General features: G+C 36.7%; 26 protein-coding genes. 8 read left to right on the top strand and 18 right to left on the bottom strand.

The annotated features are described in order from the left end of the window. Nucleotides 1-50 precede the first annotated feature (50 nt). The 3 genes from BWI92_RS13345 to BWI92_RS13335 all read left to right on the top strand — a co-directional run bounded on the left by BWI92_RS13345 (nucleotide 51) and on the right by BWI92_RS13335 (nucleotide 4055). Nucleotides 51-902: a type IV pili methyl-accepting chemotaxis transducer N-terminal domain-containing protein gene (locus BWI92_RS13345; protein ID WP_095163747.1), complete on the top strand. Its 852-nt coding sequence runs from the start codon at nucleotides 51-53 to the stop codon at nucleotides 900-902. A 129-nt stretch (nucleotides 903-1031) separates the two neighbouring features. Further along, nucleotides 1032-1355 carry a thioredoxin gene (trxA, locus tag BWI92_RS13340; protein ID WP_095163746.1) on the top strand — a complete coding sequence of 108 codons (324 nt, stop codon included), beginning with the start codon at nucleotides 1032-1034 and terminating at the stop codon, nucleotides 1353-1355. Between the two features lie 786 nt (nucleotides 1356-2141). After that, the gene (locus tag BWI92_RS13335; protein WP_095163745.1) at nucleotides 2142-4055 is read left to right on the top strand and encodes a YgiQ family radical SAM protein; all 1914 of its coding nucleotides are present in this window, start codon (nucleotides 2142-2144) and stop codon (nucleotides 4053-4055) included. 218 nt (nucleotides 4056-4273) lie between these two features. On the opposite strand, the gene BWI92_RS13330 is transcribed toward BWI92_RS13335, so the two are convergent. The 7 genes from BWI92_RS13330 to BWI92_RS13300 all read right to left on the bottom strand — a co-directional run bounded on the left by BWI92_RS13330 (nucleotide 4274) and on the right by BWI92_RS13300 (nucleotide 12672). Beyond that, a complete protein-coding gene (locus tag BWI92_RS13330; RefSeq protein WP_141234777.1) occupies nucleotides 4274-5053 on the bottom strand; it encodes a hypothetical protein in 780 nt (259 codons plus the stop codon). Between the two features lie 307 nt (nucleotides 5054-5360). Next, entirely contained in the window at nucleotides 5361-5696 is a 336-nt protein-coding gene (locus BWI92_RS13325; protein ID WP_095163743.1) for a hypothetical protein, read from the bottom strand. Nucleotides 5697-5798: 102 nt separating this feature from the next. Then, nucleotides 5799-6173: a hypothetical protein gene (locus tag BWI92_RS13320; RefSeq protein WP_141234776.1), complete on the bottom strand. Its 375-nt coding sequence runs from the start codon at nucleotides 6171-6173 to the stop codon at nucleotides 5799-5801. Nucleotides 6174-6562: 389 nt separating this feature from the next. Then, nucleotides 6563-8143: an MFS transporter gene (locus BWI92_RS13315; RefSeq protein ID WP_095163741.1), complete on the bottom strand. Its 1581-nt coding sequence runs from the start codon at nucleotides 8141-8143 to the stop codon at nucleotides 6563-6565. 66 nt (nucleotides 8144-8209) lie between these two features. Further along, nucleotides 8210-9259: an HlyD family secretion protein gene (locus BWI92_RS13310; protein WP_095163740.1), complete on the bottom strand. Its 1050-nt coding sequence runs from the start codon at nucleotides 9257-9259 to the stop codon at nucleotides 8210-8212. A 61-nt stretch (nucleotides 9260-9320) separates the two neighbouring features. Beyond that, nucleotides 9321-10670, bottom strand: coding sequence for a TolC family protein (locus BWI92_RS13305; protein ID WP_176464417.1), 1350 nt, complete (start codon nucleotides 10668-10670; stop codon nucleotides 9321-9323). Between the two features lie 496 nt (nucleotides 10671-11166). After that, entirely contained in the window at nucleotides 11167-12672 is a 1506-nt protein-coding gene (locus tag BWI92_RS13300; RefSeq protein ID WP_095163767.1) for a succinate CoA transferase, read from the bottom strand. A gap of 80 nt (nucleotides 12673-12752) precedes the next feature. Here BWI92_RS13300 and BWI92_RS13295 point away from each other — a divergent pair, with 80 nt between their 5' ends. Then, the gene (locus BWI92_RS13295) at nucleotides 12753-13607 is read left to right on the top strand and encodes an AraC family transcriptional regulator (RefSeq protein ID WP_229363033.1); all 855 of its coding nucleotides are present in this window, start codon (nucleotides 12753-12755) and stop codon (nucleotides 13605-13607) included. Nucleotides 13608-14115: 508 nt separating this feature from the next. Here BWI92_RS13295 and BWI92_RS13290 read toward each other — a convergent pair. From BWI92_RS13290 to BWI92_RS13280, 3 genes are all read right to left on the bottom strand, one after another. Continuing rightward, nucleotides 14116-14571, bottom strand: a complete 456-nt coding sequence (locus BWI92_RS13290; RefSeq protein ID WP_095163738.1) for a hypothetical protein — start codon at nucleotides 14569-14571, stop codon at nucleotides 14116-14118. A gap of 310 nt (nucleotides 14572-14881) precedes the next feature. Further along, nucleotides 14882-15523 (bottom strand): ankyrin repeat domain-containing protein, encoded by a 642-nt coding sequence (locus BWI92_RS13285; RefSeq protein ID WP_095163737.1) that lies wholly within the window; start codon nucleotides 15521-15523, stop codon nucleotides 14882-14884. A gap of 83 nt (nucleotides 15524-15606) precedes the next feature. Beyond that, nucleotides 15607-15999 carry a DoxX family protein gene (locus tag BWI92_RS13280; RefSeq protein WP_095163736.1) on the bottom strand — a complete coding sequence of 131 codons (393 nt, stop codon included), beginning with the start codon at nucleotides 15997-15999 and terminating at the stop codon, nucleotides 15607-15609. A gap of 115 nt (nucleotides 16000-16114) precedes the next feature. Between BWI92_RS13280 and BWI92_RS13275 the strand changes: the two genes are divergently transcribed. Next, complete coding sequence (locus tag BWI92_RS13275; protein WP_095163735.1) at nucleotides 16115-16453, top strand: helix-turn-helix domain-containing protein; 339 nt, start codon at nucleotides 16115-16117, stop codon at nucleotides 16451-16453. 220 nt (nucleotides 16454-16673) lie between these two features. On the opposite strand, the gene BWI92_RS13270 is transcribed toward BWI92_RS13275, so the two are convergent. Together BWI92_RS13270 and BWI92_RS13265 are read right to left on the bottom strand one after the other, a co-directional pair. Continuing rightward, nucleotides 16674-17216: a cupin domain-containing protein gene (locus BWI92_RS13270; protein WP_095163734.1), complete on the bottom strand. Its 543-nt coding sequence runs from the start codon at nucleotides 17214-17216 to the stop codon at nucleotides 16674-16676. Between the two features lie 77 nt (nucleotides 17217-17293). Continuing rightward, a complete protein-coding gene (locus BWI92_RS13265) occupies nucleotides 17294-18127 on the bottom strand; it encodes a helix-turn-helix domain-containing protein (RefSeq protein WP_095163733.1) in 834 nt (277 codons plus the stop codon). A gap of 275 nt (nucleotides 18128-18402) precedes the next feature. On the opposite strand from BWI92_RS13265, the gene BWI92_RS13260 reads away from it, so the two are divergent. Both BWI92_RS13260 and BWI92_RS13255 read left to right on the top strand, forming a co-directional pair. Next, on the top strand, nucleotides 18403-19050 hold the full coding sequence (locus BWI92_RS13260; RefSeq protein ID WP_095163732.1) for an NAD(P)-dependent oxidoreductase: 648 nt from the start codon (nucleotides 18403-18405) through the stop codon (nucleotides 19048-19050). A 165-nt stretch (nucleotides 19051-19215) separates the two neighbouring features. Then, nucleotides 19216-20298: an acyltransferase gene (locus tag BWI92_RS13255; RefSeq protein ID WP_095163731.1), complete on the top strand. Its 1083-nt coding sequence runs from the start codon at nucleotides 19216-19218 to the stop codon at nucleotides 20296-20298. Nucleotides 20299-20389: 91 nt separating this feature from the next. Here BWI92_RS13255 and BWI92_RS13250 read toward each other — a convergent pair whose 3' ends face one another. Continuing rightward, nucleotides 20390-20827: a DUF1801 domain-containing protein gene (locus BWI92_RS13250; RefSeq protein WP_095163730.1), complete on the bottom strand. Its 438-nt coding sequence runs from the start codon at nucleotides 20825-20827 to the stop codon at nucleotides 20390-20392. Between the two features lie 113 nt (nucleotides 20828-20940). Next, entirely contained in the window at nucleotides 20941-21546 is a 606-nt protein-coding gene (locus BWI92_RS13245) for a hypothetical protein (RefSeq protein ID WP_095163729.1), read from the bottom strand. 182 nt (nucleotides 21547-21728) lie between these two features. Here BWI92_RS13245 and BWI92_RS13240 point away from each other — a divergent pair, with 182 nt between their 5' ends. After that, a complete protein-coding gene (locus tag BWI92_RS13240) occupies nucleotides 21729-22589 on the top strand; it encodes a ThuA domain-containing protein (RefSeq protein ID WP_095163728.1) in 861 nt (286 codons plus the stop codon). On the opposite strand, the gene BWI92_RS13235 is transcribed toward BWI92_RS13240, so the two are convergent. The 4 genes from BWI92_RS13235 to BWI92_RS13220 all read right to left on the bottom strand — a co-directional run bounded on the left by BWI92_RS13235 (nucleotide 22567) and on the right by BWI92_RS13220 (nucleotide 26355). Further along, nucleotides 22567-23322, bottom strand: coding sequence for an alpha/beta family hydrolase (locus BWI92_RS13235; RefSeq protein WP_095163727.1), 756 nt, complete (start codon nucleotides 23320-23322; stop codon nucleotides 22567-22569). The two genes, BWI92_RS13240 and BWI92_RS13235, sit on opposite strands and share 23 nt — an antisense overlap. Nucleotides 23323-23593: 271 nt before the next feature. Next, the gene (locus BWI92_RS13230; protein WP_095163765.1) at nucleotides 23594-24802 is read right to left on the bottom strand and encodes an exo-beta-N-acetylmuramidase NamZ domain-containing protein; all 1209 of its coding nucleotides are present in this window, start codon (nucleotides 24800-24802) and stop codon (nucleotides 23594-23596) included. 119 nt (nucleotides 24803-24921) lie between these two features. Further along, complete coding sequence (locus BWI92_RS13225) at nucleotides 24922-25389, bottom strand: YdeI/OmpD-associated family protein (RefSeq protein ID WP_229363031.1); 468 nt, start codon at nucleotides 25387-25389, stop codon at nucleotides 24922-24924. Nucleotides 25390-25401: 12 nt separating this feature from the next. Further along, nucleotides 25402-26355: a hypothetical protein gene (locus tag BWI92_RS13220; RefSeq protein WP_217903409.1), complete on the bottom strand. Its 954-nt coding sequence runs from the start codon at nucleotides 26353-26355 to the stop codon at nucleotides 25402-25404. Nucleotides 26356-26367 lie beyond the last annotated feature (12 nt).

Genomic DNA, 26367 nt, shown 5'->3' with positions numbered 1-26367 from the left:
TAGCCCATTCTGTCTTTAGAACAATCATTAATAATCCCAACTCCATACCCATGAAATCGATAATTCTGACTCTTCTTATCAGTATCACAAGTTTAACTCTTTTGATAGCTCAAAATACTACAGCTTCCGAATCTGGCAATCAAATCTCGCTGGGAGCAGCTGTCAACATAGCGGGAAAACAAAGAATGCTTACCCAACGGATGGCAAAAGATTTTGTCTATATTGGGATGAATATCCATACAGAGTTAGCTACCAGAGAGCGAGCATCTTCTATCATTCTTTTTGAAGAAAACTTCAAAGTATTATCAGGTTTTGCACCATCAGAAAAAATCAAAGCACACCTCATAAAAGAAGAAGTATTATGGAAGGAATATAAAAAACTCATTATCGCCGAAACCACCAAAGACAATGCGGCTTTGATTTTAGAGAAAAACACTGCTGTTTTGACCGCTTGTGATGAATTGGTAAAAGCATATGTTGAATATGCTGGCACTCTTCCCAAACAACCAAACTCTGAGGGTGCTACCATACTGTCTATCGCCGAAAATACCAATACCGCTGGTCGCCAACGAATGCTATCGCAACGACTTACCTTTTATTATGCCGCTTATGTTTGGGGAATTACAGAGCAGTTTCCAACCGAAAAAATTAAATCTTTTGCAGAATTTATACAGCAAAATTTTAGCAAACTTATCATTTCAGAAGTAAACACTACAGATATTGACGATGCACTCGCAAACGTAATTGCAGATTGGAGAGAAGTTGAGGAACGATGTACAAAAGACAATTGTTACACTTTTGAGAATAAAGGTATGGATGTAGCTCAGATGTTTAAGGTCACTAGCAACATTTTACAGAAGATGGATAAGATAACAGGGATGTATGCAAAACTCTTAGAATAAAGCTCTCTTTCCCAAATTGTTAGCAAATCTATTCTCATAACTTAGATTATTTTCCTTCAAAGTGAACCAATATTGTTGAATAAAATGTTTTAACTTTGACGAAATACATTAACTATAACGATTAAAAAAATGGGAAATTACGTAGTAGCTACTGACGCAAACTTTCAGGAGCTTATTAACTCAGACAAACCTGTATTAGTAGATTTTTGGGCAGAATGGTGTGGACCTTGTAAAATGATCGGTCCAGTTGTAGAGGCTCTTGCTGACGACGTAGATGGTCAAGCAGTAGTAGCTAAAATGGACGTTGATGCAAACTCAGTGGTTCCTGCAACTTTAGGTATCCGTTCTATCCCTACTTTGATGATTTTCAAAAATGGTGAATTGAAAGAAAGATTAGTAGGTGGTAATATCCCTAAATCTGTATTGGAACAAACTCTTTTGAAACACGCATAATAGAAACTAGGAAAGTATTTTATGATTTTCCGTTTCGCAATTATTCGATTTCAATTGTTTTTATACAAGGGCGAAGTTAGATTTTTTCTGGCTTCGCCTTTTTATTTTCAAGAAAGAGCGAATAAATAGGAAAAGGTTATTAGTTAACAGTATGCTGGTTATTTGAAGATATTCATAATCAAAAGGTTATAGTCAAATTTTGCCTCAGTTATACTATTAATTTAATCTTTCACACTACTTAAGTATTAGTGCAAATAAAATATTTAATTTTTTTATTTTAGGGACAAGGCAACAGGCACTAGGCAAAGAGTTTAAATATGTTTTTTAGTAACGATAGATACGTTTTTGCCGAATGCCCATGGCTGAAAGCCGAAAGCTAAAAGATTAAATTTTATTTTGCTCACTAACTTAAGTAATCGTGCAGAATTATATTTAATAGGGGCAAGGCAACAGGCACTAGGCAAAGAGTTTAAATATGTTTTTTAGTAACGATAGATACGTTTTTGCCGAATGCCCAAAGCTGAAAGCCAAAGGCTCAAAAATTAAATTCTATTTTGCCTACTAACTTATTACCAATAACTTGCCTTAAATATTCCAATTCTTTCAAACTTTTTTGTCTCTCAGATTGTTTAGCAATCGAGCTACTGAGGTTATTAGCTCATAATCTATCACCACTAATTTGCTTCTGTGCAGATTTTTTGCACCATTTAAAACATTCATACCACTTGTTAGCATGTATCTCTCAACAGAGTTACGACACACGCATTTTTTGCGTAATTTTGCATTATGTTAGAAAGACCAATTACCGACTGGTTGCCTCTTACCAAAAAAGAGATTGAAAAACGGGGCTGGGAAGATGTAGACGTAGTATTGATTTCGGGAGATGCCTACGTAGATCACCCTGCCTTTGGTACTGCCGTAATCGGCCGTATTATCGAAAGCGAGGGCTTTAGAGTAGCAGTTGTGGCTCAGCCCAACTGGAAAGATGATTTAAGAGATTTCAAAAAATTTGGTCGTCCGAAATATTTCTTTGGCGTAACGGCTGGCTGTATGGATTCGATGGTGAATCACTATACCGCCAACAAGCGTTTGCGTTCTAATGACTCCTATACCCCAGGTGGCGAAGCTGGCTATCGTCCAGACTACGCTACGACTGTATATACCAAAATCCTGAAAGAATTATACCCAGATGTACCTGTATTAATCGGTGGTATCGAAGCTTCATTGCGTCGTGTAACACACTACGACTATTGGCAAGACAGATTGATGCCCACTATCTTGGAAGATTCTGGTGCAGATTTGTTGGTATATGGTATGGGCGAACAACCTCTCAGAGAGTTGTTGAGATTGGTAAAACAAGGTGTTTCAATGAATACCATCAAAAACGTAAACCAAATTGCCTATTTGCAACCATCAAATGAGCCTTTGCAGGAATTTAATGGATGGGAAACGGTTGAATTGGCAAGTCATGAGGTTTGTTTAAAAGACAAAATCAAATATGCTTCCAACTTCAAAATTGTAGAAGTTGAATCGAATAAATGGCAAGCCAATCGTATTACTCAACAAGTAGGGAAAAAAACCTTGGTAATCAATCCTCCTTTTAAGACAATGGAGGAGACCGAAATGGACAAATCTTTTGATTTGCCATACACTCGTCTACCGCACCCGAAATACAAAAAGAGAGGTACGATTCCTGCGTATGAGATGATTAAATTCTCCTTGAATATGCACCGTGGCTGTTTTGGAGGATGCAGCTTTTGTACAATTTCGGCACACCAAGGTAAATTTATTGCTTCAAGAAGTGAAAAATCAATCATGAAGGAAGTTGAGCAAATTACACAACATCCTGAATTTAAGGGCTATATCTCTGACTTAGGTGGGCCGTCTGCCAACATGTACCGCATGAAAGGTAAAGATGAGTCAATTTGTGCCAGATGTCAGAGTCCGAGCTGTATTCACCCTGTGATTTGCTCAAATTTGGATACTTCTCATAAGCCTTTGACGCAATTGTACAAAAAAGTAGATGAGCATCCGAAAATCAAAAAAGCGTTCGTAGGTTCTGGAGTCCGTTATGATTTATTGGTTGATGATTTCAACAAAAACAATCAAGACGGAAACCATGATGAATACATGGAGCAATTGATTACTCGTCACGTGTCGGGTCGTTTGAAGGTGGCGCCAGAGCATACTTCTGACAACACCTTGAAAATCATGCGTAAACCTTCATTCAAATATTTCAGAAAGTTTAAGGAGAAATACGATGAAATTCAGACCAAGCATGGCATGAATCAGCCATTGATTCCATACTTTATCTCGTCGCACCCGGGTTGTGAAGAGGTTGATATGGCTAATCTCGCAGCAGAAACCAAAGATTTGGGCTTCCAATTAGAACAAGTTCAGGATTTTACGCCAACCCCAATGACAGTAGCTGAGGTAATTTACTATTCTGGCGTACACCCTTATACTTTACAGCCTATTGCTACGGCTAAAACAAGAGAAGAAAAATTAGCGCAAAACAAATATTTCTTCTGGTACAAACCAGAAATCAAGACTTGGATCAAGCAACGTTTGATTAAACTCAAACGTCCTGACTTGGCAGAAAAATTGTTGGCAAATCCTAAAAAACAGGCAGCAGATCAAATTGCCGAATTTGACAAATCTTCTAATAACCAACGAAGAAAGAACAAATTTAGAAGATAAGCGTATGAGTGCTGAGTTGAGAGTGTGCTATGAATTTCAGATTTGGGATTTCTGATTTCGGACACACATTATTGAGTGAGTTAGTGATTGAGTGGTTGTGTGATTTTTTTCTTATCTATATTTCACTGGTAGAGATGAAATGCCTTGTTTCTAAGAAAAAAAGCGGTCGAAAAATTGATTTTCGACCGCTTTTTTATGAATAAGAGAGTTTTGCACCGTTACGATTCCAAATAAGTTTTTTTCAGCGTATCCACTAAGGTGAGAAATTGTTCATATAACGCAAGATATTCTTCTGTTGGTAATTCACAGTATTGATACCCTACCTCTTCTGGCATTTCATAACTTACGATTTCTTTCGTAAATAAAAGCGTACCTGCATCTGGTCGCACCATCTGATCTATATCATCTTCATCTACTTCCTCTCCTCTTAATAGAGCTTTTAAAGTTTGGATATTTTTCCTATGCCATCTTTCCTGGTGAGGAAAAAGTGAATTAGGATCAAATGACCATATTGAAAACGTGTATGATAATAAATCGTATGATTCTTCAAAACTTGATGCAATGCCATCAAGTTTGCCATCCATAAATCTCACGTGAAATGTATATTTTTTTAAATTCGCAATGTTACGATTCAAACAAGTATTTCTCAATAAATATATTAAGGTGAGAAATTGTTCATATAACGCAAGATATTCTTCTGTTGGTAATTCACAGTATTGATACCCTACCTCTTCTGGCATTTCATAACTTACTATTTCTTTCGTAAATAAAAGCTTGCCTGCATCTAGTCGAACCAGCTGGCCTATATCATCTTCATCTACTTCCTCTCCTCTTAATAGAGCTTTTAAAGTTTGGATATTTTTCCTACGCCATCTTTCCTCGAGAGGCGATAGCGAAGTAGGACTAAATGACCATATTGAAAAGGTATATGATAATAAATCGTATGGCTCTTCAAGGCTTGATGTAATGCCATCAAGTTTACCATCTGTAAATCTCACGTGAAAGGAATAATTTTTTAATTTCATTGTAGATGTTCTATCAAAGTTCCTGTGATATTTCCTGTTGTTTTATCTGTGTATCCGTAAATGGATATATTTTTTCCAAGTAGTAAGATTCTTACCTAGCATTTCCTTATTATCAAAAGCTTTTCGTCATTGGTAGTTTATTTCCAACGAATCCGTGTGTAAGAAACAAAACAACATTATATTTCCATTTTCGCTTCATCATTAGCGAGTTGTAAGGACTAAACAATCCTGTTGCTGTTTCAAGCTTAGGAACATGAAACAATAAATCAAGTGCAAAGGATTAATTATCCTCTCCGTATAATGAAATTTGAAACTCGCTATCCCACCATGTTTTTACTTCAAATGTTCCATCTTTATATATCGTAAGTTCAGCCTTGTTCCAACGATTATCAGATGACCCTGATATATTAAACCATTCTTGCATCCAGTCGTTTAAATCAGGATTTAACTCAAAAACGTCTAAATATGATACTTTTAAATTATTAGAATCAAAACATTCACCAGTGATACCACTTCCTTTCTCATTTGTGAAAATTTCTATTTGACACTTAACAAACTGCATTTCTATGCCTGAAACGGTTAGTATTTCTTGGGATATTTTTTGTAATAGTTCCACTAATTAGTTGTTAAAAGTTTTTCTCGTAAGGACTCCTTCAATTTTGAATTTGACTGTTTTCTGAAGGTGTTGGTTGGGACTTTTGCATTTCTATCGAGACAGTTACGATTCCAAATAAGTTTTTTTCAGCGTATCCACTAAGGTGAGAAATTGTTCATATAACGCAAGATATTCTTCTGTTGGTAATTCACAGTATTGATACCCTACCTCTTCTGGCATTTCATAACTTACTATTTCTTTCGTAAATAAAAGCTTGCCTGCATCTAGTCGAACCAGCTGGTCTATATCATCTTCATCTACTTCCTCTCCTCTTAATAGAGCTTTTAAAGTTTGGATATTTTTCCTACGCCATCTTTCCTCAAGAGGCGATAGCGAAGTAGGACTAAATGACCATATTGAAAAGGTATATGATAATAAATCGTATGGCTCTTCAAGGCTTGATGTAATGCCATCAAGTTTACCATCTGTAAATCTCACGTGAAAGGAATAATTTTTTAATTTCATTGTAGATGTTCTATCAAAGTTCCTGTGATATTTCCTGTTGTTTTATCTGTGTATCCGTAAATGGATATATTTTTCTGCTATAAGAGACTATTTCTTTTCCATTATTATCAGAATCATTTCTTCGATTTTGGTTTCTAACATTTCTTCTGACGAAAAAATGAAGAAGCGTACTATTGTAAGGGACTTTTACAATAGTACGCTTTAAAAGTTAAAAATAAAATAGTCCTTAACTGAAGTAAGTATCCTAAATAGGGTAAAAGTTAAGGCAAGTAAAATTGCAGAGACTATACAGGATTTTGAAGCTGGCAACTCTTAAGAAATATCGCATAAGGACTCAATCTCAACTCACTCCATAAGAACTTCTAAGAAAAGTATTTATTTTTAAGCAAATTAAAGGAAAAACGTAGGTGCTTGTTGAAGGCAATATATAACGCTACCAAGAATAAGCCGTAGCCCCATACGGTAAAAAGCTCCATATTTCCCAATAAAAAAGACTGGGTCTGCACTCCTGCATTGACTTTCTTCATAGCCAAGGTAGCGGCTGGCGCAAGGTCATATCCTTTTTGAACAAAAGATTCTTGAATGGTATTCACAATTTCGGTTGTGGTTGGATTTTCGGGTAACAGTTTTTCCAGAAAAATATACCGATGTTTATTGTTAAAATACACTTGAAAATTTTGAACTAAGCAAAAGCCGATATTCGTTCCCCAAAATCTCCCTGCCACACCAATCGCACCTGCAAACGGCGCCAAATAAGCTGGAACAGCCGAAACAGTATTGAGCACCAATGGCACAAACAATACCCCTACTCCAACACCCTGCAACATATAAGGAATCCACATTTGCGAAAGTGCCACATCTGGTAAAAATAAAAAAGTAAACCACCAATGGTAAATAGCCATCGTCAAAAAGCCTAAAATCAATATGAGTTTGGTGGGTAACTTCTGCACCATCATTATTCCTGCAATTGCCATTCCGATAAAGACGCCTAACAAATTCAAATACTGCACATGCGCCACCCTGAGCGGCTCCCATTGCCAGACTTTACTCATGGTGGTGTGACATATCGTCAGTGTAGCTCTGGAGATATAAAAAACAATAAAAAGCAACAAACTCAATCGCAAGTTTCGGTAAGAAAACACTCGCATATCAAAACAACTACGTCGGTAAGTCATTTGTCGTATGATAAACAATGCACTAAATATCAAGCTAGTAATGGCGCAAAAAACGATATTCGTAGACTGAAACCAATACAATTTTTCGCCATAATTGAGCACATATACCCCTGTCAAAATGGCAATGGTCAATAACACAAAACTGGTCCAGTCAACTTTGTAAAGCGGTATTTTTCGATGAAAACGATTAGGGGTGAATGTCAACCAAATAAGACTAGCTACCATAATTTGGAAGATAGCCGATCCAAAAGTCATGTATTTCCAATCGTGAGTATCGAGCAACCACACCGCAATATTGACAATAAACGGACTTGCCGCCAACAAAGCACCATAAGTAATCGAAAAAACTATGATAGTAGCGTTAGGACTTTTGGTTCTTGACAACATCAAGATACGGAGCGGTATCCAAGGCAATGCCATTAATATTCCTTCGAGTATTCTTAGAAAGGCAAAAACCACAAAATCGTTAGTATAGGCAGAAGTCACAAATAATACTGCTGAAAGCAGATAAATCGTAATTAGGTAATTGCGAGGAGGGAAATATTTGAATAGTCGGCTTTCTATTAATATCGTCGCCAGAAATGTGCCATAAGTGAGGCTCATACTAAATTGTAAGTCTTCAGGCTCAATGTCGAAATAACTGGCAGCATAAGAAATATTGGAAGTGTATAATCCAAGCAAAGCCATGGTATGCAACATACAAATCACCAGCACCACCTGAATAGCCCAATTAGGCACCCAAGGTTTGAAAATGGATGTTTTCTTCATCTTTAAATATATGTTCAAAACAAAATATCACTATAAACCTATGTTCATAATGAAGTATTTTGCCTTCTAATGTTTTGCAAAAACCTCCACATTTAACCCAGCTCTCAATAAAGGATAGGCGACATCGGTTGTTTCTTGGATAGATATTTTCACAGGAACTCGCTGTTCAATTTTGACAAAATTACCTGTTGCATTATCGGGAGGAAGCAATGAAAATCGTGCTCCTGAGGCGGGAGAAAAAGAGATAATTTGTCCATGCCATACTTTATCGCCCGTTACATCAGCTTTAAACTCGACGGTTTGTCCAATTTTCAAAAAACGAATTTGCGTTTCTTTAAAATTGGCAACCATCCATTTTTCCTTACTCACCACCGACAAAAGCGTTTGTCCCTCTTTAATCAATTGCCCAGGCTGAATGGTTCGTTTGCCTACCCAACCGTCATAAGGGGCGGTAATTGTGGTGTATGAGTAAAATAATTTGGCATTATCCAGACTTGCCTTTTTCTGCTGAATAATAGTATTCCCAAACGGAATCACCGAATTTGCCTCACGAGCCATCAGTTCAGTACTATTAATTTTTTCGATTATTTCCTGATAATTACTTTGAGCAGACACATAAGCCGTTTTAGCATTTTCGACTCTTTGCTCGGTGGTGGCCTCCTCTTTCAATAAATTGAGCTGACGTTGATATTCGCGTTCCTTTTCCCAAACTTTCGCTTTCATCGAACTCAACTGTGCCTGATGAATAGCCACATTGCTTTGGGTTGTTTGTGCTTTTTTAGTGATAACATTTTCATTTTTTAAGGCATTTTCAAAATCAGCATACGCCATATCTAGTTTTGCACGATACTCACGCTCATCAAGCTGAATCAACGTATCTCCTTTATGAACAAAACTGTTATCCTGATAGTTAACCGCCTTTACATATCCCGTCACACGACTCATGACGGGCGTAACATATTGTTCAATTTGGGCATCATTTGTTTGTTCGTGATTACGATAATACATGATATACCAGCCTCCTAAGGCAATGCCTCCAAGGGTCAGTCCGCTGGCAAAAATACTCACTACTGCATTAAAAATACGACTTGTATCGTTTGGCTTAATTTGATTCATTGTAAAAGTTGCTTAAGAGCTTTTATCAGAAAATTTTTCCATAAAAAACTCTTAAGCGTATTTAGTTGAGTTGACCTGAAGTGTATAAAAGATCGTAGTATTTTGCCACAGCCTCTATTTGTGCTGACAAAAGTTGATAGCGAGTTCGAAACAAAGTTGTATCAGCATCCATCAATTCGGTATGCAATGCCATTTGATTAAAATATTTTTGTTTCAGAATTCTGTAGTTTTCTTGAGCTTGCGTGATTGCTTTTTCGATTACCTTTATTTTATCCTGTGTTTCCAGCCATGCCATATATCTGCGATACACCGCATCTTGGATCGCATCTTTTTGAATCCTTTCTTCTACTTGAGCAAGCTCAATCGACTGCTTTGCAATCGTCAATTTAGTCTTGACCTTAAATAAGTGAGAAATACTAAAATTCATGTCAATCCCAATTCGACCTAGGCTATAGAGGTATGGATGAGGTGGAAATAAAAACAACATATAATTGGGGTAGTTGTACCCAAAAGTACCAAAAAGACTCAGAGTTGGCTTGGTTGATGCCTTAATGGCTTGATATCCCAATTCATTGATTTCTGTCGTCTGCTGCTTCATTTTTACCTCCTCACGATTTGAGGCACTTTCTTGGAGCTTATCAATCAACAATGTCAAGGAATTGGTATTGAGTACCGACTTGGTGTCGAGCAACAAGGTATCGCTTTCAGGAATCTGCAAAAGGGTTTTCAAATCATTAAGCAACACTTTTGTATTTCGCTCATTTGTCAAAATATCAAGGGTTGAATTGGAGCATTTAAGACTCGCTTGAAATACTTCCTCTTTGGTAATGGTACCATTCTTTTTGAAAGCACTGACCAAATTAAGTCGCTCGTTTTGTTCTTTGAGGGTTTCTTTTAAAAGTGAGTCAAGCGCAACCAGCTTGCAAATACCTAAGTAGGTTTGTATGACTTCAAGAGCTTTTTCTCGGTAAACTTGTTTCTCCTGAAGCTTCGCGATTTCTACCCTTTTTTCGGCTTGCTTTATGCCAATTTTAATTCTTCCACCTTGATAAATAGGCATTTTGATATTGACAGTAGCATCGTATATGTCGGGAATTGTCTGGTAGTGAACCACTTGATCGGCATGTTGATACTCGATCATATTGCTCATACGATAATACGAAGCATGAAAATCCAAATCTGGCAATTGTATTTCTTTTTCTTCCTTTACTTTTTCGTTGGCAATTTCCGTCTGAATTTTTGCTTCTTTAAGATAAGGACTGTTTTCTTTCAAAAGAGCTAAAGCTTCCGACAAATTCAATGAAACTTTATTACTTGTGGTATGGCTAATATGTTGTCCATAAGTGGTTTGGGCAAGCATAAGCAAACCTCCAAGGAAAAAACCCTTTCCTTGAATTGGTTGTTTGTACATTGTCATAAATTTAAAACAGACACCATAAATGTATCCGATTGCGAGAGTGAAAAATGAAAATATGTATAGGAGAAAGTTTACGACTTCTTCCTTCGATAAATTTTAACTAATACTATTTAAGTTATTGTGCACGTGTGCTCTAGGCAACAGGCAAAGAGTTTTATCATGTTATTGAGTAACAACAAATATGTTTTTACCCTATACCAATAGCTGAAAGCCGAAAGCTCAAACCTTATTTTGGACGATAACTTAAGAAGCAGGAAAGATTAAATCAATAGTATACCTGAGGCATAACTCAAATATAATTTCTTGTAAATGAACTAGTTCCGATAACTGATACACCATAAACTAATAACATCATATTCGTTTTAAAAACAGGTGCAAAACTATTTTACCCTCATGGCATGGGATATGAGTACCACAATATTGTACCATCCTCATACTCATTGTCCCAATTAACAAGTAATCTAAACCACTATCTTTTACAGGATTGAAGCTACACTCTTTCTAATTCAGAGGTCATTCTACCCGTTTTTTGTAATCTTTCATGCCAACTGAGTGCTTCGCCAAGTAAATGTGGCGTTTGTCCTCCTCTCTCCAAAGCTCTGGTATAATAATCCATCAAAGCTTCTCGATAGTCGGGATGTGCACAGTTTTCGATAATAACTTTGGCTCGTTCGCGGGGAGCTAAACCTCGTAAATCCGCTAGCCCAAAGTCTGTTACCAAAATATCAACATCGTGCTCAGTATGATCTACATGGGCCACCATTGGCACTACATGCGAAATTGTATCATTTTTGGAAGCAGCTTGGCACACAAAAATGCTTAAATAGGCATTTCTGGCAAAATCGCCCGAACCACCTATTCCATTCATCATTTTGGTACCATAAATATGTGTTGAGTTTACATTTCCGTAAATATCAAACTCAATAGCAGTATTAATTGCAATGACGCCCAATCGACGAATGACCTCCGCCGAATTGCTAATATTCTGAGGGCGAAGCAAGATTTTGTCTTTATATCTTTCAAAATTGATAAAAAGTTTTTGGTACCATTCCTTCGAAACCGTAATGGAGGATGCCGAGGCAAAATCCATTTTCCCAGCATCTATCAACTCAAAAGTACTATCTTGTAATACCTCCGAATACATCGTAAGACCCTCGAAGGGACTATTGACAAAACCCTGTAAAATGGCATTTGCTACCTTACCAATACCCGCTTGTAGGGGCAACAAATGGTAGGAAAGTTTGCCTTTATGAACTTCTTTTTCAAAAAATTCTATCAAATGTGCCGCAATAGCATCTGTTTTTGCTTCAGGTGGAGCGATTGTAGCTGCGCTATCTGACAAGTTTGTAAAGACCACCGCCACTACTTTAGCTGGATCAAATTCGATACCGATACTCCCTATACGGTCATCGACTTTCTCAATCAATATGGGCTTGCGGTAAGGATAACGTTCGGGAATATGAATATCATGAATCCCTGCGATACTTGTTGGCACAGCCATATTGACCTCAATAATCAATTGTTTGGCTTGTTGGACAAAAGTTGCTGAATTACCCACCGAAGTAGTTGGAATTAACTGTCCATCGGCTCTAATCATGGCAACTTCAATGATGGCCAAATCTACAGGATGAATATTCTCGGCTTGTAATAACTCAGCCGTTTCGCCTAGATGTTGGTCTATAAAAAGAACTTCTCCATCGTTGATATGACTTCTTAAGCCATTATCCGACTGAAAAGGCATACGTTTGTACAAAGCGTGTGATTCAGCCAATAGTCCATCGGTATCATGACCCAGAGATGCTCCCGTTAACAAAGTAATCTTCAAGGGATTTGATTGGGCTCGTTCGGCTAATGCCTGTAAAACGGCCTTGCTATCGCCTGCACGTGTAAAGCCACTAGAGCCTACTACCATGCCATCCTCTATTAAGGCAGCGGCTTCTTGTGCAGTTTTTACTTTTGCTAGTAAAGTAAATATTTGGATTCTCTCTGAATTCATGGTTTGTACCGTTCGCAATGGGTTATCGTCGTTTGTTTTGTTTTTTGAAATATGGTAAGACAAAATTAGCAAGTATCTTTGTGGTAGAAATATCTACAAAAGCCAACTATTTATCAATTTTTGCCAAAATGACTCCCCAAAGATATTATCTCACTGAGGTAGATAAAGTAGAAGACTCTATCTATTGTTTTCACGACGCCATGGGTGAAAATGACATCCAACTGCATCAGCACAAAAAAGCGCAGTTGTTATACACAGAAGGAGGAGTAGTACATATCTCTGTACCAAGTAAAACTTACTTCTTGCCTGCCAGACATTATATGTGGATTCCACCCGAAGTGCCACATAGTATTCATGCGAGTTCACCCGAAATCATGATGCGAAATCTATACTTCCCAATTCAGAATTTTGAAATAGACTTTTTCCAGCAAATAGGTATTTATGCAGTGAACGACTTGTTACTTCAACTATTATTGTTTTCTAACCGCTGGCATGGCGATATTCTGATAAGTTCAAAGGAAGATTACATCATTGCTGAGGCGATTAGGGCAATTTTACCACAAATGAGTACGATGAATTTACCACTGGCATTGCCATTTTCTAATAACCAAAGACTTGAGAAAATATTGACCTATATGTCCAACAATCTTCACAACCCAATTGCTTTTCCAGAGCTATGTGAAAGATTTGGATTTAGTCAACGAAGTCTAGCAAGATTGTTTCATTCAGAGTTAGGAATGACATTTATTCAATATTATACCATCTTAAGAATATTGAAATCCTTGCAATTATTACTTGAAAAAAAACTCCCCGTAAGTGAGGTCGCGATTAGTGTTGGATATTCTAGTATTCCTACATTTAGTAACACATTTAGCAACTTAATAGGTTGTAGACCATCGGAATATTTAAAAATGCAGACCCAAATTTTAAAATAAACGAAGTCCAACTTCAAATAACTTTAAATTTAAAAAATTCAGAGTGGCATAAAATATAATTATTCCAATAAATAATTACACTACAAGTCATTATTATTGACTTTTGTCAATGATTTTACATTTTCTAAATCAAAAAAACATCAATTATCACTAATTTACATCCAATATCACCAAATCATGTGATATAAATTTTTCCTCAAAAATTTTGATTTTATTTTTTATGGTAATAACTTTCCTGTATAAAAGAAAAACAAACAATTCTTTGCACAAAGAAGCTTCTTTTACCTTAACTAACTAACACCCAATTATATCGACCAATCTTGTTTGTTTCCTATCGGAGACAGATTCTCAAACGGTGTTTTTTAGGAAGTGTAAAAGTTCTTCTACAAGAAGAGACTCAAAACGAATATTGGATTTTAATGATTGTCTAACGCATAACAACTTTAACTTTATAGCCTTACTTTGTAAAAAAAGCCTCAGAGAAATCTGAGGCTTTCGATTTTTAGGATTAATAGTTGTTAACCCATTGTAATACTCTTGGTGAATTACTACCATCTTCGGAATAGGTATTCACTTTATCACCTTCGCGGATACCTGCGGAAAGGTTATTTTTAGTAAAGTCATAAACAATAATAAAGTTGGTAGCTCCACAGTTGTGTTGCTCACATCCACTCGCTGCAAAAATATTGTTTTTTATTTCAATCGGAACCTCAACCGCCCATGTACTGACCATAAACTGGTATCGATTTCCGAGTAATTTTTTAAGACGAGTAGTCAAACTTTGTGAATTAAATAATTTGACATCAAAGGGATACTTTCCGTGCAGTTTTCTCAAAAACGCCATCGATGGTTCGTCTCCTACTGTAATTTGTTGTTTAACTGAAACTTTAGCCACTGACTGATGTGATAAGCCCAAAGCAAAAAAGGACATCGTTACGGCGGCACTCAAGGCAAATTTTTTCATTTCTAATAAGTTTACACCAATTTGGGTTCAATATTACTATTCAAATATAACGGATAAGTTCTGGAAACATGTATTAATTTTTTAGGTCAAAAATGAAAGCTATTAAGCGGAACAGGAAGTTAAAAGTTTCATCCTAAAGTCTAACACATTTTTAATCAACCACTTAACCTAACGGCTTTATGCCGTTTGTTAAATTTGAAAAGTATTTTACAAGAATACTAATTGATTTTGTCGACTGCCTTCAACCTATTTACAGCATAATAGCTTTTAGAAAAGAATACTTCGTTTGCAAATCTAGAAAACCCTTCCTTTACTCGGCCTGATTTAGTATCTGTAATACCTCCTCATCTCCATCTGCCAAATCAAAAATGGTATAACCTTCAATGTTAGGAATATTTTTATCAGCACCTGTCTTTACCAACAATTCAATACTTTTTAGGTGTGCAGCTCGGTTCATATATTTATCTTGATAAGTTCCATGCACCGCCCAAAACAATGGTGTTGAAGTAAACTCGAGGCATCTTTGATTCAAATCAAGGTCTTTTTGCAATAGACCCTCCAACAACTCTACACCTCCACACCATGCTGCCCAATGTAGGGCAGTGCCACCAAAACAACCTTGATGCTGTAAATTTGCACCTTTAGATAGGTAAAATTTTGCAAGCTGATTGGCATACAAACTCGCTGCAGCAATTATGGGTGTATCTTGAAGTGTTTTCAAATCTAGTCCATCGATATTGGCTCCAAAATCGAGTAGAATTCTAGCGAGTTCGATAGCTTTTTCCTCTGAAATATCTTTTGTAAATACCCAATCAGCTATTCTATGTAGGGGATGTGCTAATGCGGGGGTCTTATCGTCGAGCGGAACGCCTACATTTGCCAATTCAGGATTGGTTTTGAGAGTTGAGTAAAGCAATTCTGCGTCTCCAGCTTTTAAAATTGACTGTAGCATAGTAAAAAAGGTTAAAGGTTTGTCCTACAAATTTACCATTTTCTGTTACGATATAATACTAGGCTTAGAAGATTTATAAAGCGCTACTCTGACTTCCAAAGTTTTAATAAAATCAAGGTCAAAATCATCAGAAAAATATTAAAACCAATGACCTTCACCTCATCACGTACCACATGAAAGATGATCGCTGAAAGCATTAACCCAAGGATTCCATAGGCAGTCCATCTGCTAAGCTGTGGCTTAATTTGGAAAAGTTTGGGTAGTACAATGCCTACGGCACCCAGCAAGTCCACGATGGCAGTACCCCATAGAAGTTGGCTTGGTACCTGCGAAACCCATGGCCATATTTGAGCCAGTTGGTCGACAGGAGTTACTAATTTCATCAATCCTCCATAGGTAAGGCTCGCTGCTAAAAGAATTTGCAGTACCCAAGTTATCAATGTTTTGAACTTGGTGTTTTGTTTGAATGTTGTCATGTTTGGAAATATTATTTTTCCAAAACTACCCACTTACCCTTTACAAACAGGGATACTTTCTTGGAGGTAAGGGCTTACCTCCAAGAAAGTATCACGAATCAAAAACTTAAAGACGATGATAAACGGTATTGATTGTCCCAAAAATATACGCTCTATAAAGGATGCCTTAGAAACTTTGCAAGGTAAGTGGAAATTATTAATTCTGTTTGCTTTAAGCGCTGAACCTAAAAGGTTTACACAAATTTCAACGGAGGTAAAGGGCATTTCCGACAAAGTTTTATCGAACGAGCTCAAAAGTCTTGAAACAAATACCTTAATTACTCGAACAGCTGTAGATACCTATCCTCCAACCGTAGAATATTCCATCACACCGCATGGACAATCGCTACAAAAAGTGGTTGAGGAATTACATCTTTGGGGAATTGAGCACAGAAAAGTAATTATGGAGAAGTAAGGGTGAAATACGTATTTGAGTGGTTGAGCGAGTGAGTGATTTTGCTAAAATTTATATTCTCGCAGTAGAAAGGCGATGATTGGGTCTTAAGCCAAATCATATCTAGTGTATTAGCATCAAAAAGCGGTCGGAAAATATTTTTCGACCGCTTTTTTGACGCATAATTAAATAATATATCAAAGTTCGAAATTCTGGATTACGGTTATTTTTCAGCATAAAATTAAAATTGAAGTGGTGGCCCTACCACCTGCATATCATGTGCGGCAAATATTTTAGCTCCTTCTTCTGGAGTTGGCTGAGTTTTGAGAGCACCAAGCGCCCGAAAGAAATCTTCCATTTTTCCAGATGGTTGAAACATAAAAAACAACTTCCCCGTTGCAGAGGTTTGTGCAAAAGCATGAGGAATATTTCGAGGAAGAAATATAGTATCCCCTGACTTTAATCGGAATTGTTCCTTTCCTACTTGAAAAAGATATTCGCCATCTACGATAAAAAATATTTCATCCTGATTGGGGTGAATATGTAAGGGCGGTCCACCTCTTTCTTTTCCAATATACTCAAAAACGGTAAGCTGACCATTGGTATCTTTTGAGGATACCTTAATGTTATTTGGACTCAGCCCTACTTGAGTGCTTTCCTGAAAACGGCTCTCGCCAGAACGAATCACGAATGGGGCTGTAGGGGCTTGATGGATTTCTGCTTTAGTTTGTGTTAGCGTAAAGCCCAATAGAGCAGTCGTCGAGAGAAAATTTCTGCGTTGCATAGTTGTTTGGGTTGGTTGTTTATAACACAAATTTGCAAGGCTGAAAATGTAATTTAGTGGTAAAAAAACGACGTTTTTTAGTAAGTATCCGCCTGACCAAAGGCTCTTTCGGGTGAGTTTAAATCCATCAAATGAAATTCTGTTGGCGACTTTAAGGTCAACTTTTGATAGGTCTTTGATAAATGTTGGTAATCATAATACCCGCATTGGACAGCAATAGTGAGCCAGTCCAGATGTGGGTGTTTATTTTTCATTCGAAAAGCATTCTCAAAGCGAATCAGTGAGTTGTAATATTTGGCAGAAACGCCCATTCTCTCCAAAAACTTACGTTCAAATTGACGGGTACTTAAACAGGATTCTTGTGCAAGCCAGTCAATATCTATTACGGTCGATTGGCTTAAAATCTGATTGGTAATAATATCTAAGCCATGAGAAGGCTTCACTTTTTGGGTTAATAAACCCACTAGAAAAGACTCCACGATGTTTACCATTTCGGTATAATTTTTCGCTTCTTGCAACCGTAAATTAACCTCTTTGATGGCATAAGGAAAAATCGTTTCTGCATCAAGATAGGAGTTATTAAGCTCATAAGAAGGTATTCCTGTAAGTCGAAACAAAGCCCCAGGACGAAACACCACTTGAAAAACCAAGAAATCCCGCCCTACATATCGATGAGTCACCTCTGTTTGCTGACCAAAAACTACCGTTTTCAGGTTTGACTCGGTCTTACCAGAGGCAGCATAAGTTACGGTTTCGGTATCTCGCGGATAAAAGCTCAGACAATGCTCAGGCTTGGGAGGGTATGGTTTATAGGGAATGATTTGATTTGTCGAAAAAACAAAATCTACTATTCGGAAAGTGCGAACAAATTCCTTCAATATGTGCGATGGAGGAAATTCTAACAGCACCATAGTTTTACAAAAATATCAGAGTTTTCAGGATGAAATTATTCAACAATTAAATACTCAGCCACCTACGAATCAACGCTATAAGTTTATTAGACTTCTCTGAATAATTGACAAAAATCTTGCTCTAATATACAGTCTTTTAGCAAGAAATTGATATTTTTGACCTATTAAACGCTGATTTACATACTGACAATCGAACCTCGCAAGACTTGGTTCTTCCCTTCGCAACACACATTGTGTGCGCTAGTTTTTTGTTGTATTCAAAAATCAGAGAAATCATGAATTCTTCTTATAAAATCGCTGTTATCGGCGGAACAGGCAAATCTGGCTCTTATCTTATCCAAGAACTTTTTTCGAATAATTTTCCTATTAAAGCATTAGTCCGAAATCCACAAAAGTACGCTCAATTTCCTGCTGAGGTTGAACTGATATTAGGCGATGTATCTGACCCAAAAGCGATTAATCGACTATTAAAAGGCTGTACCCATGTGGTCAGTATGTTGGGATTGGGTACTCCTCCTAGCGAACCCACCATTTTTACTCAATCGACCCAGCATATTTTAGATGCAATGCAGGCGGAAGGTATACTTCGATATATCGTCACGACGGGACTAAATGTCGATACATTATATGACCAAAAAGGTGAAAAGACAAAGTTCGGTACGGAATGGATGGAACAAAACTTTCCGATCTCGACTGCCAACAAACAAGCTGAATACGAGCTTTTGGTAAATTCATCGGTCGATTGGACACTAATTCGCCTTCCGATAATTGAGTTAACAGATAAGAATCCTCCCATTAGTACGGATTTGCAGGATTGTATTGGAGATAAAATTAGTGCGAAAAGTTTGGCTGAATTTGTCATTAAACAGCTTTTCTCCACTGAATTTTCAAGACTAGCTCCATTTGTGTTCAATCAAATTTAATCATCTATCGACAAGGATTGTCGTTCACACCACCAAGTTTGAAAGACAGTTCATGTTGATTTGATTCAATTCTTCTTCGAATTGTTTCAAAAACCTACAAATCCGTGCAAAGAAACCTCTAATCACGGTGTTCTTGTGGTAGATTTTCAATTTATTCATAAACCGATGATTAAACAAACTACAACTAGTACACCGCTAAATACTAAAAATCATTGCGAAGTGCTAGATGGCCTTCGGGGCGTTGCGGCAATAGGTGTCGTCATTTTCCACTTTTCAGAATGGCTTTTTCCTGATGCGAGCAAAAACTTCATAGGACACGGTTTTCTAGCCGTGGATTTCTTTTTCTGTCTTTCAGGCTTTGTGATCAGTTATGCCTACGATGACAGAATCCATCAAATGAGCCTAATCCAATTTTTCAAGTTACGCCTTATTCGTCTTCATCCTTTAGTGGTGATTGGCTCAGTTTTGGGCATAGTTTTCTGGTTTTGGAGACCCTCAGCATTTGATACAAGCAAGTATTCGGTTACACAAATTATTTTGCTTTCTATCACATCTTTATTGTTGATTCCTATGCCAACTATGGCTGACAGATTACTGAACCTATTTGGGTTAAATGCTCCCTCTTGGTCACTTTTTTGGGAATATACCGCCAACATTCTGTATGCAACTATTTTACATAAATTGTCAGAAAAAGCCTTAAAAGTACTTTTAATCTTTGCCTTACTATTTCTTGCGTACACGGCATACGTTAAGCAAACACTGTCAGGTGGCTGGGGAGGAACAACCTTTTGGGATGGTTTGGCTCGACTTGGATATTCATTTTTAATAGGTATTTTGATTCAACGAAAACAATGGATTATTCAAAATAAAATTGGATTCATTGGCCTCAGTATTATGCTATTGTGTATGCTGATGATGCCCTATGTTGGGAAATATTGGGTTTCCGAATTATTGGTTGTTCTATTCTATTCACCATTATTAGTATCACTTGGCGCTGGAACTATTAACTACAAGGCTACTCAAAAGATTGCAAAGTTATCAGGTGAAATCTCTTATCCTCTCTACATGTGTCACTACTGGACAAACTGGTACTTTGCCGAATATCTCAGCAAAACAAAACCCAATACCAGTGAGATTGTCTTAGTGGTCATTTTCTCAACTTTGGCATTGATTCTGTTCGCATATATCATCATGAAGTATATCGATAAACCTATCCGAACCTATTTATTGCAGAAATATGGAAGGTAAAAATATTGTAGAATTGTGAGGGATAGGTCTGTGTTTTTCTTGCCCCACAAAAGTAACCTTTGGGCTCAATAACAAACCTAAAACCCATCTTTTAAATTATATCCGTTCGAGGAGGGTATTGTTCTAAGGTTAATCTGATGGTATTTCTCAGAATTTCGGACAAAATGTTTAGGTCAATATCGGCTACTTTTTTCACATAAATACAACCCTTTTCCATTTTGAATTTTCCTAATCGTGGCAATAGAGTTGATTCTTCTTTATTGCCACGAAAAACATACAGAGAAAAGGCTGCTTTTCGAGGTGAAAATGCGATTATTGGTGCGTCACCTTCTCGACCACTCTCATAAACATAATGATAGGAGCCAAAACCTACAATGCTTGGCCCCCACATTTTAGCATCGTATCCCGATACATCTGACATCAAATTTATAAGTATTTTACTATCTTCTCGTTTAGCTTCGTCATCAACGAATTCATCAAGAAATTGATAAACACTTTTGTCGGTTTCTTGGGTTTTATTCTTTGCCATTTTCAAGAGGTTTAAACAGCTTTACTCCAAATAAACCATTAATATATAACAATTTACAAATTTCACCAAAAAAGTCTTTCGCTTTTAAGATCGATGTTTAAGTGTTTATTTTTTCAAAAAAACACTTTTATCAAATCCTTGCAAATAACTAATTTTCCAAAATCCATTTTTTTTTGAAGTCTTACTTTGTAGGAAAATCCTTTTGAAAAATTCTTATCTCCCCATGTCCACCATACATTTGCATTGGTTCCTACAACCTCCACTTTCTTCAAAACAATTTTATCCCAAGGATTATCGCTTGGGTAATCCTGACATCTGCACCAAGGATTTGCATCCTCACCAAATGGAGGCATATCTCCAACCATCCATTCATCTTTTTTTGTTTTGAGTCTGGTATCTATACCTTTTGCAATAGCATCATAATTTTGAAGAAACTCAGCTGAGAAAAAGCCAGTATTTTGTAAGGCTGTCATTCTTTTCTGATGAATTTTGTAATCTAGACCAATATAACGCTCTTCTTTTTTGTCAAGCACTGGCTCAAAATCAACAACTGAAGTACTGGCTTCCTGCCATTTGTAGGTCTTTACCAGCAAATCCCTAATAGCCTTTTTATCGGTCGCTGTGGGCGTATTAACACTTTTGGGAATTGTGGATTGAGCATAACTTGAGATTGTAATACAAGTGAGTAGTAAGGATAAAATATACATTGAAGTTTTCATGAGATTATGTGTTGCAAGTTATTGTTTGAATACTAAAAATGGACGGAAATTTAAGTGCTTACAAATGAAATAAAAAACATTTCTATAGAGATATTTGATAAATATTATTGTCCCCATATGAGACAATAAAATAATTATATCTATATTTACTTAAACTAAAGCATTAAAAACAAGTAATAACTATGAAAAAAGTATTTAAAATTATAGGATGGTCAGTACTTACAATTATTATTTTGCTTGGCACAGCGCTAGGTCTTTTTATTTATAAAGTAAAAAATGGCTTTCCAGTATCATATGAAACCGAAAAGCCGTCCATTGATTTTCCTGATAACCAAAAAGCGGTATTAGTATTTTCAAAAACCACTGGCTTCAGACATTCGTCTTCCATAGATGCTTCAAAGCCTATCATGAAGCAATTAGCTCAAAAGAATAACTGGTTTATTTATGATACTGAGGAAGGTGGCGTTTTTAATCCTGAGCAATTGGCAAAATTTAACACTGTAATTTTCGATAATTCTACAGGTGAAGTAATCAACGATGAACAAAAAAGAGCCTTAGAACAGTATGTAGAAAACGGTGGCGGCTTAATTGGGATACATGGCGCAGGAGATGATTCACATCATTGGGATTGGTACGAACAAAATTTATTAGGTGCAAAGTTTTCGCATCATGCCCTTGCTGAGCAGTTTCAAACAGCTGATATTCAAAAAGATAACAAGGCAGACAGTACAGTGATTAATGGCTTAGCAAGTAGCTGGAAGCATGCAGATGAATGGTATATATTTTTCGAAAACCCAAGAGCTAAAGGCTTTAATATCATCTATTTTATGGATGGAGATAAAATCGACACTAACGGATCAATGCCACTATTAGCTTCCGACAAAAATTTTGGTATGGGTAAAGACCATCCTTTGGCATGGTGTAAAAGTATTGGAAAGGGTAAAACATTTTACACCTCATTAGGACATAATGAAGTTGCTTGGAAAAATGAAAACTTTGTTAAGTTAATAGAAAATGCCATTAGCTGGACACAAAAGAAGTAGTCGAAATCAGGTCAAAGCTTTCCTTAGTTTTGACCTGATTTTTGGGTAAAATCTCCTCCATTTTATGAAATAATACCTGCCATTGATGTTTTTCCATATTAAAACCATGGTCGGTATCCATTAAAAAAATTGAGGTATTGGGATGAAAATGGTATTTTTCTAAAATTTCACTACCTCCATACTCGTCGTTCTTTCCTTGAATAATCAAAAAAGGTGTTCTTAGCGCTGGCAGATGTTCATATCGCTCAGGTTCGATGCCATTTTCAGGATTTTGAAACGGATAACCCAAACAAATAATCTGTTTTACAGCCACATTATCAGCTACCAAAGAAGCAACTCTTCCTCCTGATGATCTTGAAATAACATATACCTCATATTTTTTACTGAGCTCCCCTATTCTTTTAGCCACCCTTTGACTCCTACCATATACGGTGTGACGTCGCTCATCCTTGAATTGTCGAAATAAGTGCTGAGCATAGCGCCAGTTGAAGGAAGCATATAATATTTGTAAACCACGAACTATCAATTTATCCCCAAATTCAGGGAGCCGACACAAACGACTCAGCATGTGTCTGAGCCTCCAAATTGCACCTCCAATTGGGTCTTCCCAAGCAATATCGATTCCTTTTTTCTGAATATAATGCACCAGCATATAATTCAGATTAATATCTTTTTGCCAGTCATCTCTACCCAGCAATAAGATAAGGGGCGGTTTGGAGTAAAGTTTCTTCATTGAAATACATTTTACGAAGAAAATAAATGAAGACTGAATAAAAAACAAGGTATTGAGTTCAAATACTATACCAAAATTAATAAAAATGAGTCATCCCAAACTTTAGGATTGAAATTATTATCCAAGTTTTCAACAAAAAAGCGGTCGAAAAATAATTTTCGACCGCTTTTTTGTTAGGATTCGTCTCAAGACGCAATCACTGCGTCTCTACTGATAGAAGAAAAAATCAAAATCATCATTCACTCAATTCCAGAATGACACAAATCTAACTTTATTTATACAATAAATACTTCTTTCTCATTTTTTTGTAATCGCTTAACCCAGGTTCCCACGAGGCTCTAATTTCTTTTTCAGATTTTCCTTCTTTTAATTGGTTTTTAAAATCTGCAACACCAATCAAATAGTCTATATTTCCAATTTGCTTGCTCATACTTCTATCAAAAAACTTATCTTTTTCGGGATAATTATTATACAAATCTATCATCCATTTAAGGTTGATTTGACAGTTTTTTCTTAATTCTTTCGTATCATAGTTGCGCAAATCTATACCATAACAAAGCTCATCCATATAAAGCGGTGATTCGCTCATACCTTTAATACTGGTTGGAGTATACGAAAAGTCATAGACTCCTTTATACAACGGGCTACCCAATATGGTAAAAGCAAAATACGTACCTCGACCATGATTCAAACGTGTACCTTCAAACAAGCAGGTTGAAGGATATAACAAAATGCTTTGAGGCGTGTTCAAGTTTGGTGATGGATTGACAGGCAATACATATTCCATATCGTGTTTATAGTTCAAAACTTTCACGATTTTGAGCTTACAGGTTTTTTTCTCAGGTAACCATCCCTCCCCGTTAATCATTTGAGCAAATTCGGCAATCGTCATACCATGGGCAATAGGCACAGGAAACTGACCAATACCCGATTTCAGTTTCATGTCCAATATGGGTCCATCGACTAGATATCCGTTAGGATTTGGACGGTCCAAAATCAGTAGTTCCTTATCAAATTCGGCGCAAGATTCCATGATATCTCTCAACACATTGATATACGTATAGAAACGACAACCTACGTCCTGGATATCATAAATCATTAGGTCAACATCGGCTAAATCTTCTTTTGAAGGCTTGCGTTTTTTCCCATACAAAGAAATAATTTGAATCCCAGTGGCAGCGTCTTTTTCATCCGAAACCTTGGTACCATTACTGGCATTTCCTCTAAAACCGTGTTCGGGGCCGAATACTTTTACGATATTGATACCACGTGATAAAAGGCTATCCACTAAGTGTTTTTTGCCAATAATTGTGGTTGGATTTGCGAGAATACCTATACGTTTTCCCTTTAGGTATTCAAAATATTGGTCTGTCTGGTCGGCACCAGTAACTATTGTTTTGGGAGTTTTGGAGGTTGGTTCGTTCGAAGCAAATAGGGTCGATGAACCGAGCATTAGCAATACAGAAAATAAAAATTTCATAGGCTTTCGGATGAAGTAAAATGAAAAATTGAAATTGGGTTTATGAATAAGTTTCAAACATACGAAGATAAATAAAAAACACTATCCCTTTTTAAGGTTTATCTCTTCCAATAAACCGTTCATTTCCTAATAAAAACTGAATAGCCCTGACAATATTTTCTTTCTATACTTTCTTCTGATTTTAGGTTTGCAATATATCTTATGATTTCTCTCTGAAGCGATGGCGTTAATTTTTCGAATACTTTCAGAGCTTCAACATTCGAGTTGAGCGCCAGTAGCAATTTGGGATGAATCGCTATTTCTCGACTTTCTTGATCAAATGTAATTTCTATCTCTACAACTTCGCCAATCCTTTTGGGTGAATTTTTCAGCATCGTGGTATTAATGTAAAATCGCCATTCGCCATCATATTTTACCAGAGTTTGTCGAAATTCCTGTTGGTTTATCTTTCCACAGACAGGAATTGGACCTTTATCTTTTTTTGCCAATTCAAAAATTGATTCCAAAATCTCCTGAGGAATTTCGAGGTATGGGTTGACTCCAATGATTTTTAGTGTACCCGAAAATGAAAACATCTTTGATGCCATAATCGCTTAAATTTAATCAAAAGCAGTATTAAGTTCTGCAAGAAAAAGATTGATATTTTGTTTAATTGAACGTACTACCGACTGAAATTGATTTATCATCTGGCTTCTAGCGTGTAGGTCGTCCGCATGGTAAATACCGCCCTTTGAAAAATTCACCGATTTGTTGGCTTTAGTGAGATTTTCATCAAATTGGTACATCAGCCATCGTTCCTTCGTATTCTGTAATAAAGTTGTTTTACCCGAATTACTAAATTTTGGTTCAGTAAGCATATACCACACAAAACGCGATATTTCATGCTGATTTTGGTTGAGCCAAACATTTTGTAATAGATTCCGATTAGTACTCATTTCAACCTTTTTACCCTTTGGATTTAAGGTCGCAAATCCAAGACTTGCACCTAAAACACCTGCACCAATCGCTACACCATTGTTTAGTGATTCGTTCGAAATTAATACCGTGGCAATACTCGATGCCGCTCCTATCACGATAGACGCAACCGTAAATTTGGTTGTCTTACCACTATTGGCATTATCCACAAAATTGGCAATTTGGTCTATACGCTCGCCTTCGCAATCAAGCTCGGCACTGAGTGCATCTATTTCAGAATTTGCTATCCATACACGATTATCAATTTGTTGCTTGAGGGTATTCAAGCGCACCATTGATTCGAGGCTATTCTTGTTGGGTTTATTGACTATTTCATGAACCTCGTCATTAATCCTCAAGGCATTCATAATGAGAATACTAGCCTCCGAAAACTTTGATTTTAGTGAAACATTTGCTTTTAAGATAGAATCTGAATTTGTCGAGATTCCATACCTGAAATCCTTTGTATTCTGTGGAGGGATGCAGTAACTTTCCTTGGCAATAGAGAGTAAGGTAGCGTTTTTTTGAACCGAACAAGAAGAATTCAAAAAAAGGATACTCACATATCCAATCATACAGACGCCTGACCAAATTTTCATAGCAAAATGACT

The organism is Flectobacillus sp. BAB-3569 (genome assembly GCF_002270355.1).
Taxonomy (GTDB): Bacteria; Bacteroidota; Bacteroidia; order Cytophagales; family Spirosomataceae; genus Flectobacillus; species Flectobacillus roseus.
This window is presented reverse-complemented; position numbering and strand designations above follow the sequence as displayed.

Bases quoted from the DNA above. Each gene is read 5' to 3' on its own strand.
- BWI92_RS13220 (WP_217903409.1), bottom strand. From the start codon at position 26,355: ATGAAAATTTGGTCAGGCGTCTGTATGATTGGATATGTGAGTATCCTT.
- BWI92_RS13275 (WP_095163735.1), top strand. From the start codon at position 16,115: ATGATAAACGGTATTGATTGTCCCAAAAATATACGCTCTATAAAGGAT.
- BWI92_RS13250 (WP_095163730.1), bottom strand. From the start codon at position 20,827: ATGGCAAAGAATAAAACCCAAGAAACCGACAAAAGTGTTTATCAATTT.
- BWI92_RS13285 (WP_095163737.1), bottom strand. From the start codon at position 15,523: ATGCTACAGTCAATTTTAAAAGCTGGAGACGCAGAATTGCTTTACTCA.
- BWI92_RS13280 (WP_095163736.1), bottom strand. From the start codon at position 15,999: ATGACAACATTCAAACAAAACACCAAGTTCAAAACATTGATAACTTGG.
- BWI92_RS13225 (WP_229363031.1), bottom strand. From the start codon at position 25,389: ATGGCATCAAAGATGTTTTCATTTTCGGGTACACTAAAAATCATTGGA.
- BWI92_RS13260 (WP_095163732.1), top strand. From the start codon at position 18,403: ATGAATTCTTCTTATAAAATCGCTGTTATCGGCGGAACAGGCAAATCT.
- BWI92_RS13265 (WP_095163733.1), bottom strand. From the start codon at position 18,127: ATGGTGCTGTTAGAATTTCCTCCATCGCACATATTGAAGGAATTTGTT.
- BWI92_RS13245 (WP_095163729.1), bottom strand. From the start codon at position 21,546: ATGAAAACTTCAATGTATATTTTATCCTTACTACTCACTTGTATTACA.
- BWI92_RS13290 (WP_095163738.1), bottom strand. From the start codon at position 14,571: ATGAAAAAATTTGCCTTGAGTGCCGCCGTAACGATGTCCTTTTTTGCT.
- BWI92_RS13335 (WP_095163745.1), top strand. From the start codon at position 2,142: ATGTTAGAAAGACCAATTACCGACTGGTTGCCTCTTACCAAAAAAGAG.
- BWI92_RS13230 (WP_095163765.1), bottom strand. From the start codon at position 24,802: ATGAAATTTTTATTTTCTGTATTGCTAATGCTCGGTTCATCGACCCTA.
- BWI92_RS13270 (WP_095163734.1), bottom strand. From the start codon at position 17,216: ATGCAACGCAGAAATTTTCTCTCGACGACTGCTCTATTGGGCTTTACG.
- BWI92_RS13310 (WP_095163740.1), bottom strand. From the start codon at position 9,259: ATGAATCAAATTAAGCCAAACGATACAAGTCGTATTTTTAATGCAGTA.
- BWI92_RS13315 (WP_095163741.1), bottom strand. From the start codon at position 8,143: ATGAAGAAAACATCCATTTTCAAACCTTGGGTGCCTAATTGGGCTATT.
- trxA (WP_095163746.1), top strand. From the start codon at position 1,032: ATGGGAAATTACGTAGTAGCTACTGACGCAAACTTTCAGGAGCTTATT.
- BWI92_RS13240 (WP_095163728.1), top strand. From the start codon at position 21,729: ATGAAAAAAGTATTTAAAATTATAGGATGGTCAGTACTTACAATTATT.
- BWI92_RS13235 (WP_095163727.1), bottom strand. From the start codon at position 23,322: ATGAAGAAACTTTACTCCAAACCGCCCCTTATCTTATTGCTGGGTAGA.
- BWI92_RS13305 (WP_176464417.1), bottom strand. From the start codon at position 10,670: ATGTACAAACAACCAATTCAAGGAAAGGGTTTTTTCCTTGGAGGTTTG.
- BWI92_RS13345 (WP_095163747.1), top strand. From the start codon at position 51: ATGAAATCGATAATTCTGACTCTTCTTATCAGTATCACAAGTTTAACT.
- BWI92_RS13255 (WP_095163731.1), top strand. From the start codon at position 19,216: ATGATTAAACAAACTACAACTAGTACACCGCTAAATACTAAAAATCAT.
- BWI92_RS13300 (WP_095163767.1), bottom strand. From the start codon at position 12,672: ATGAATTCAGAGAGAATCCAAATATTTACTTTACTAGCAAAAGTAAAA.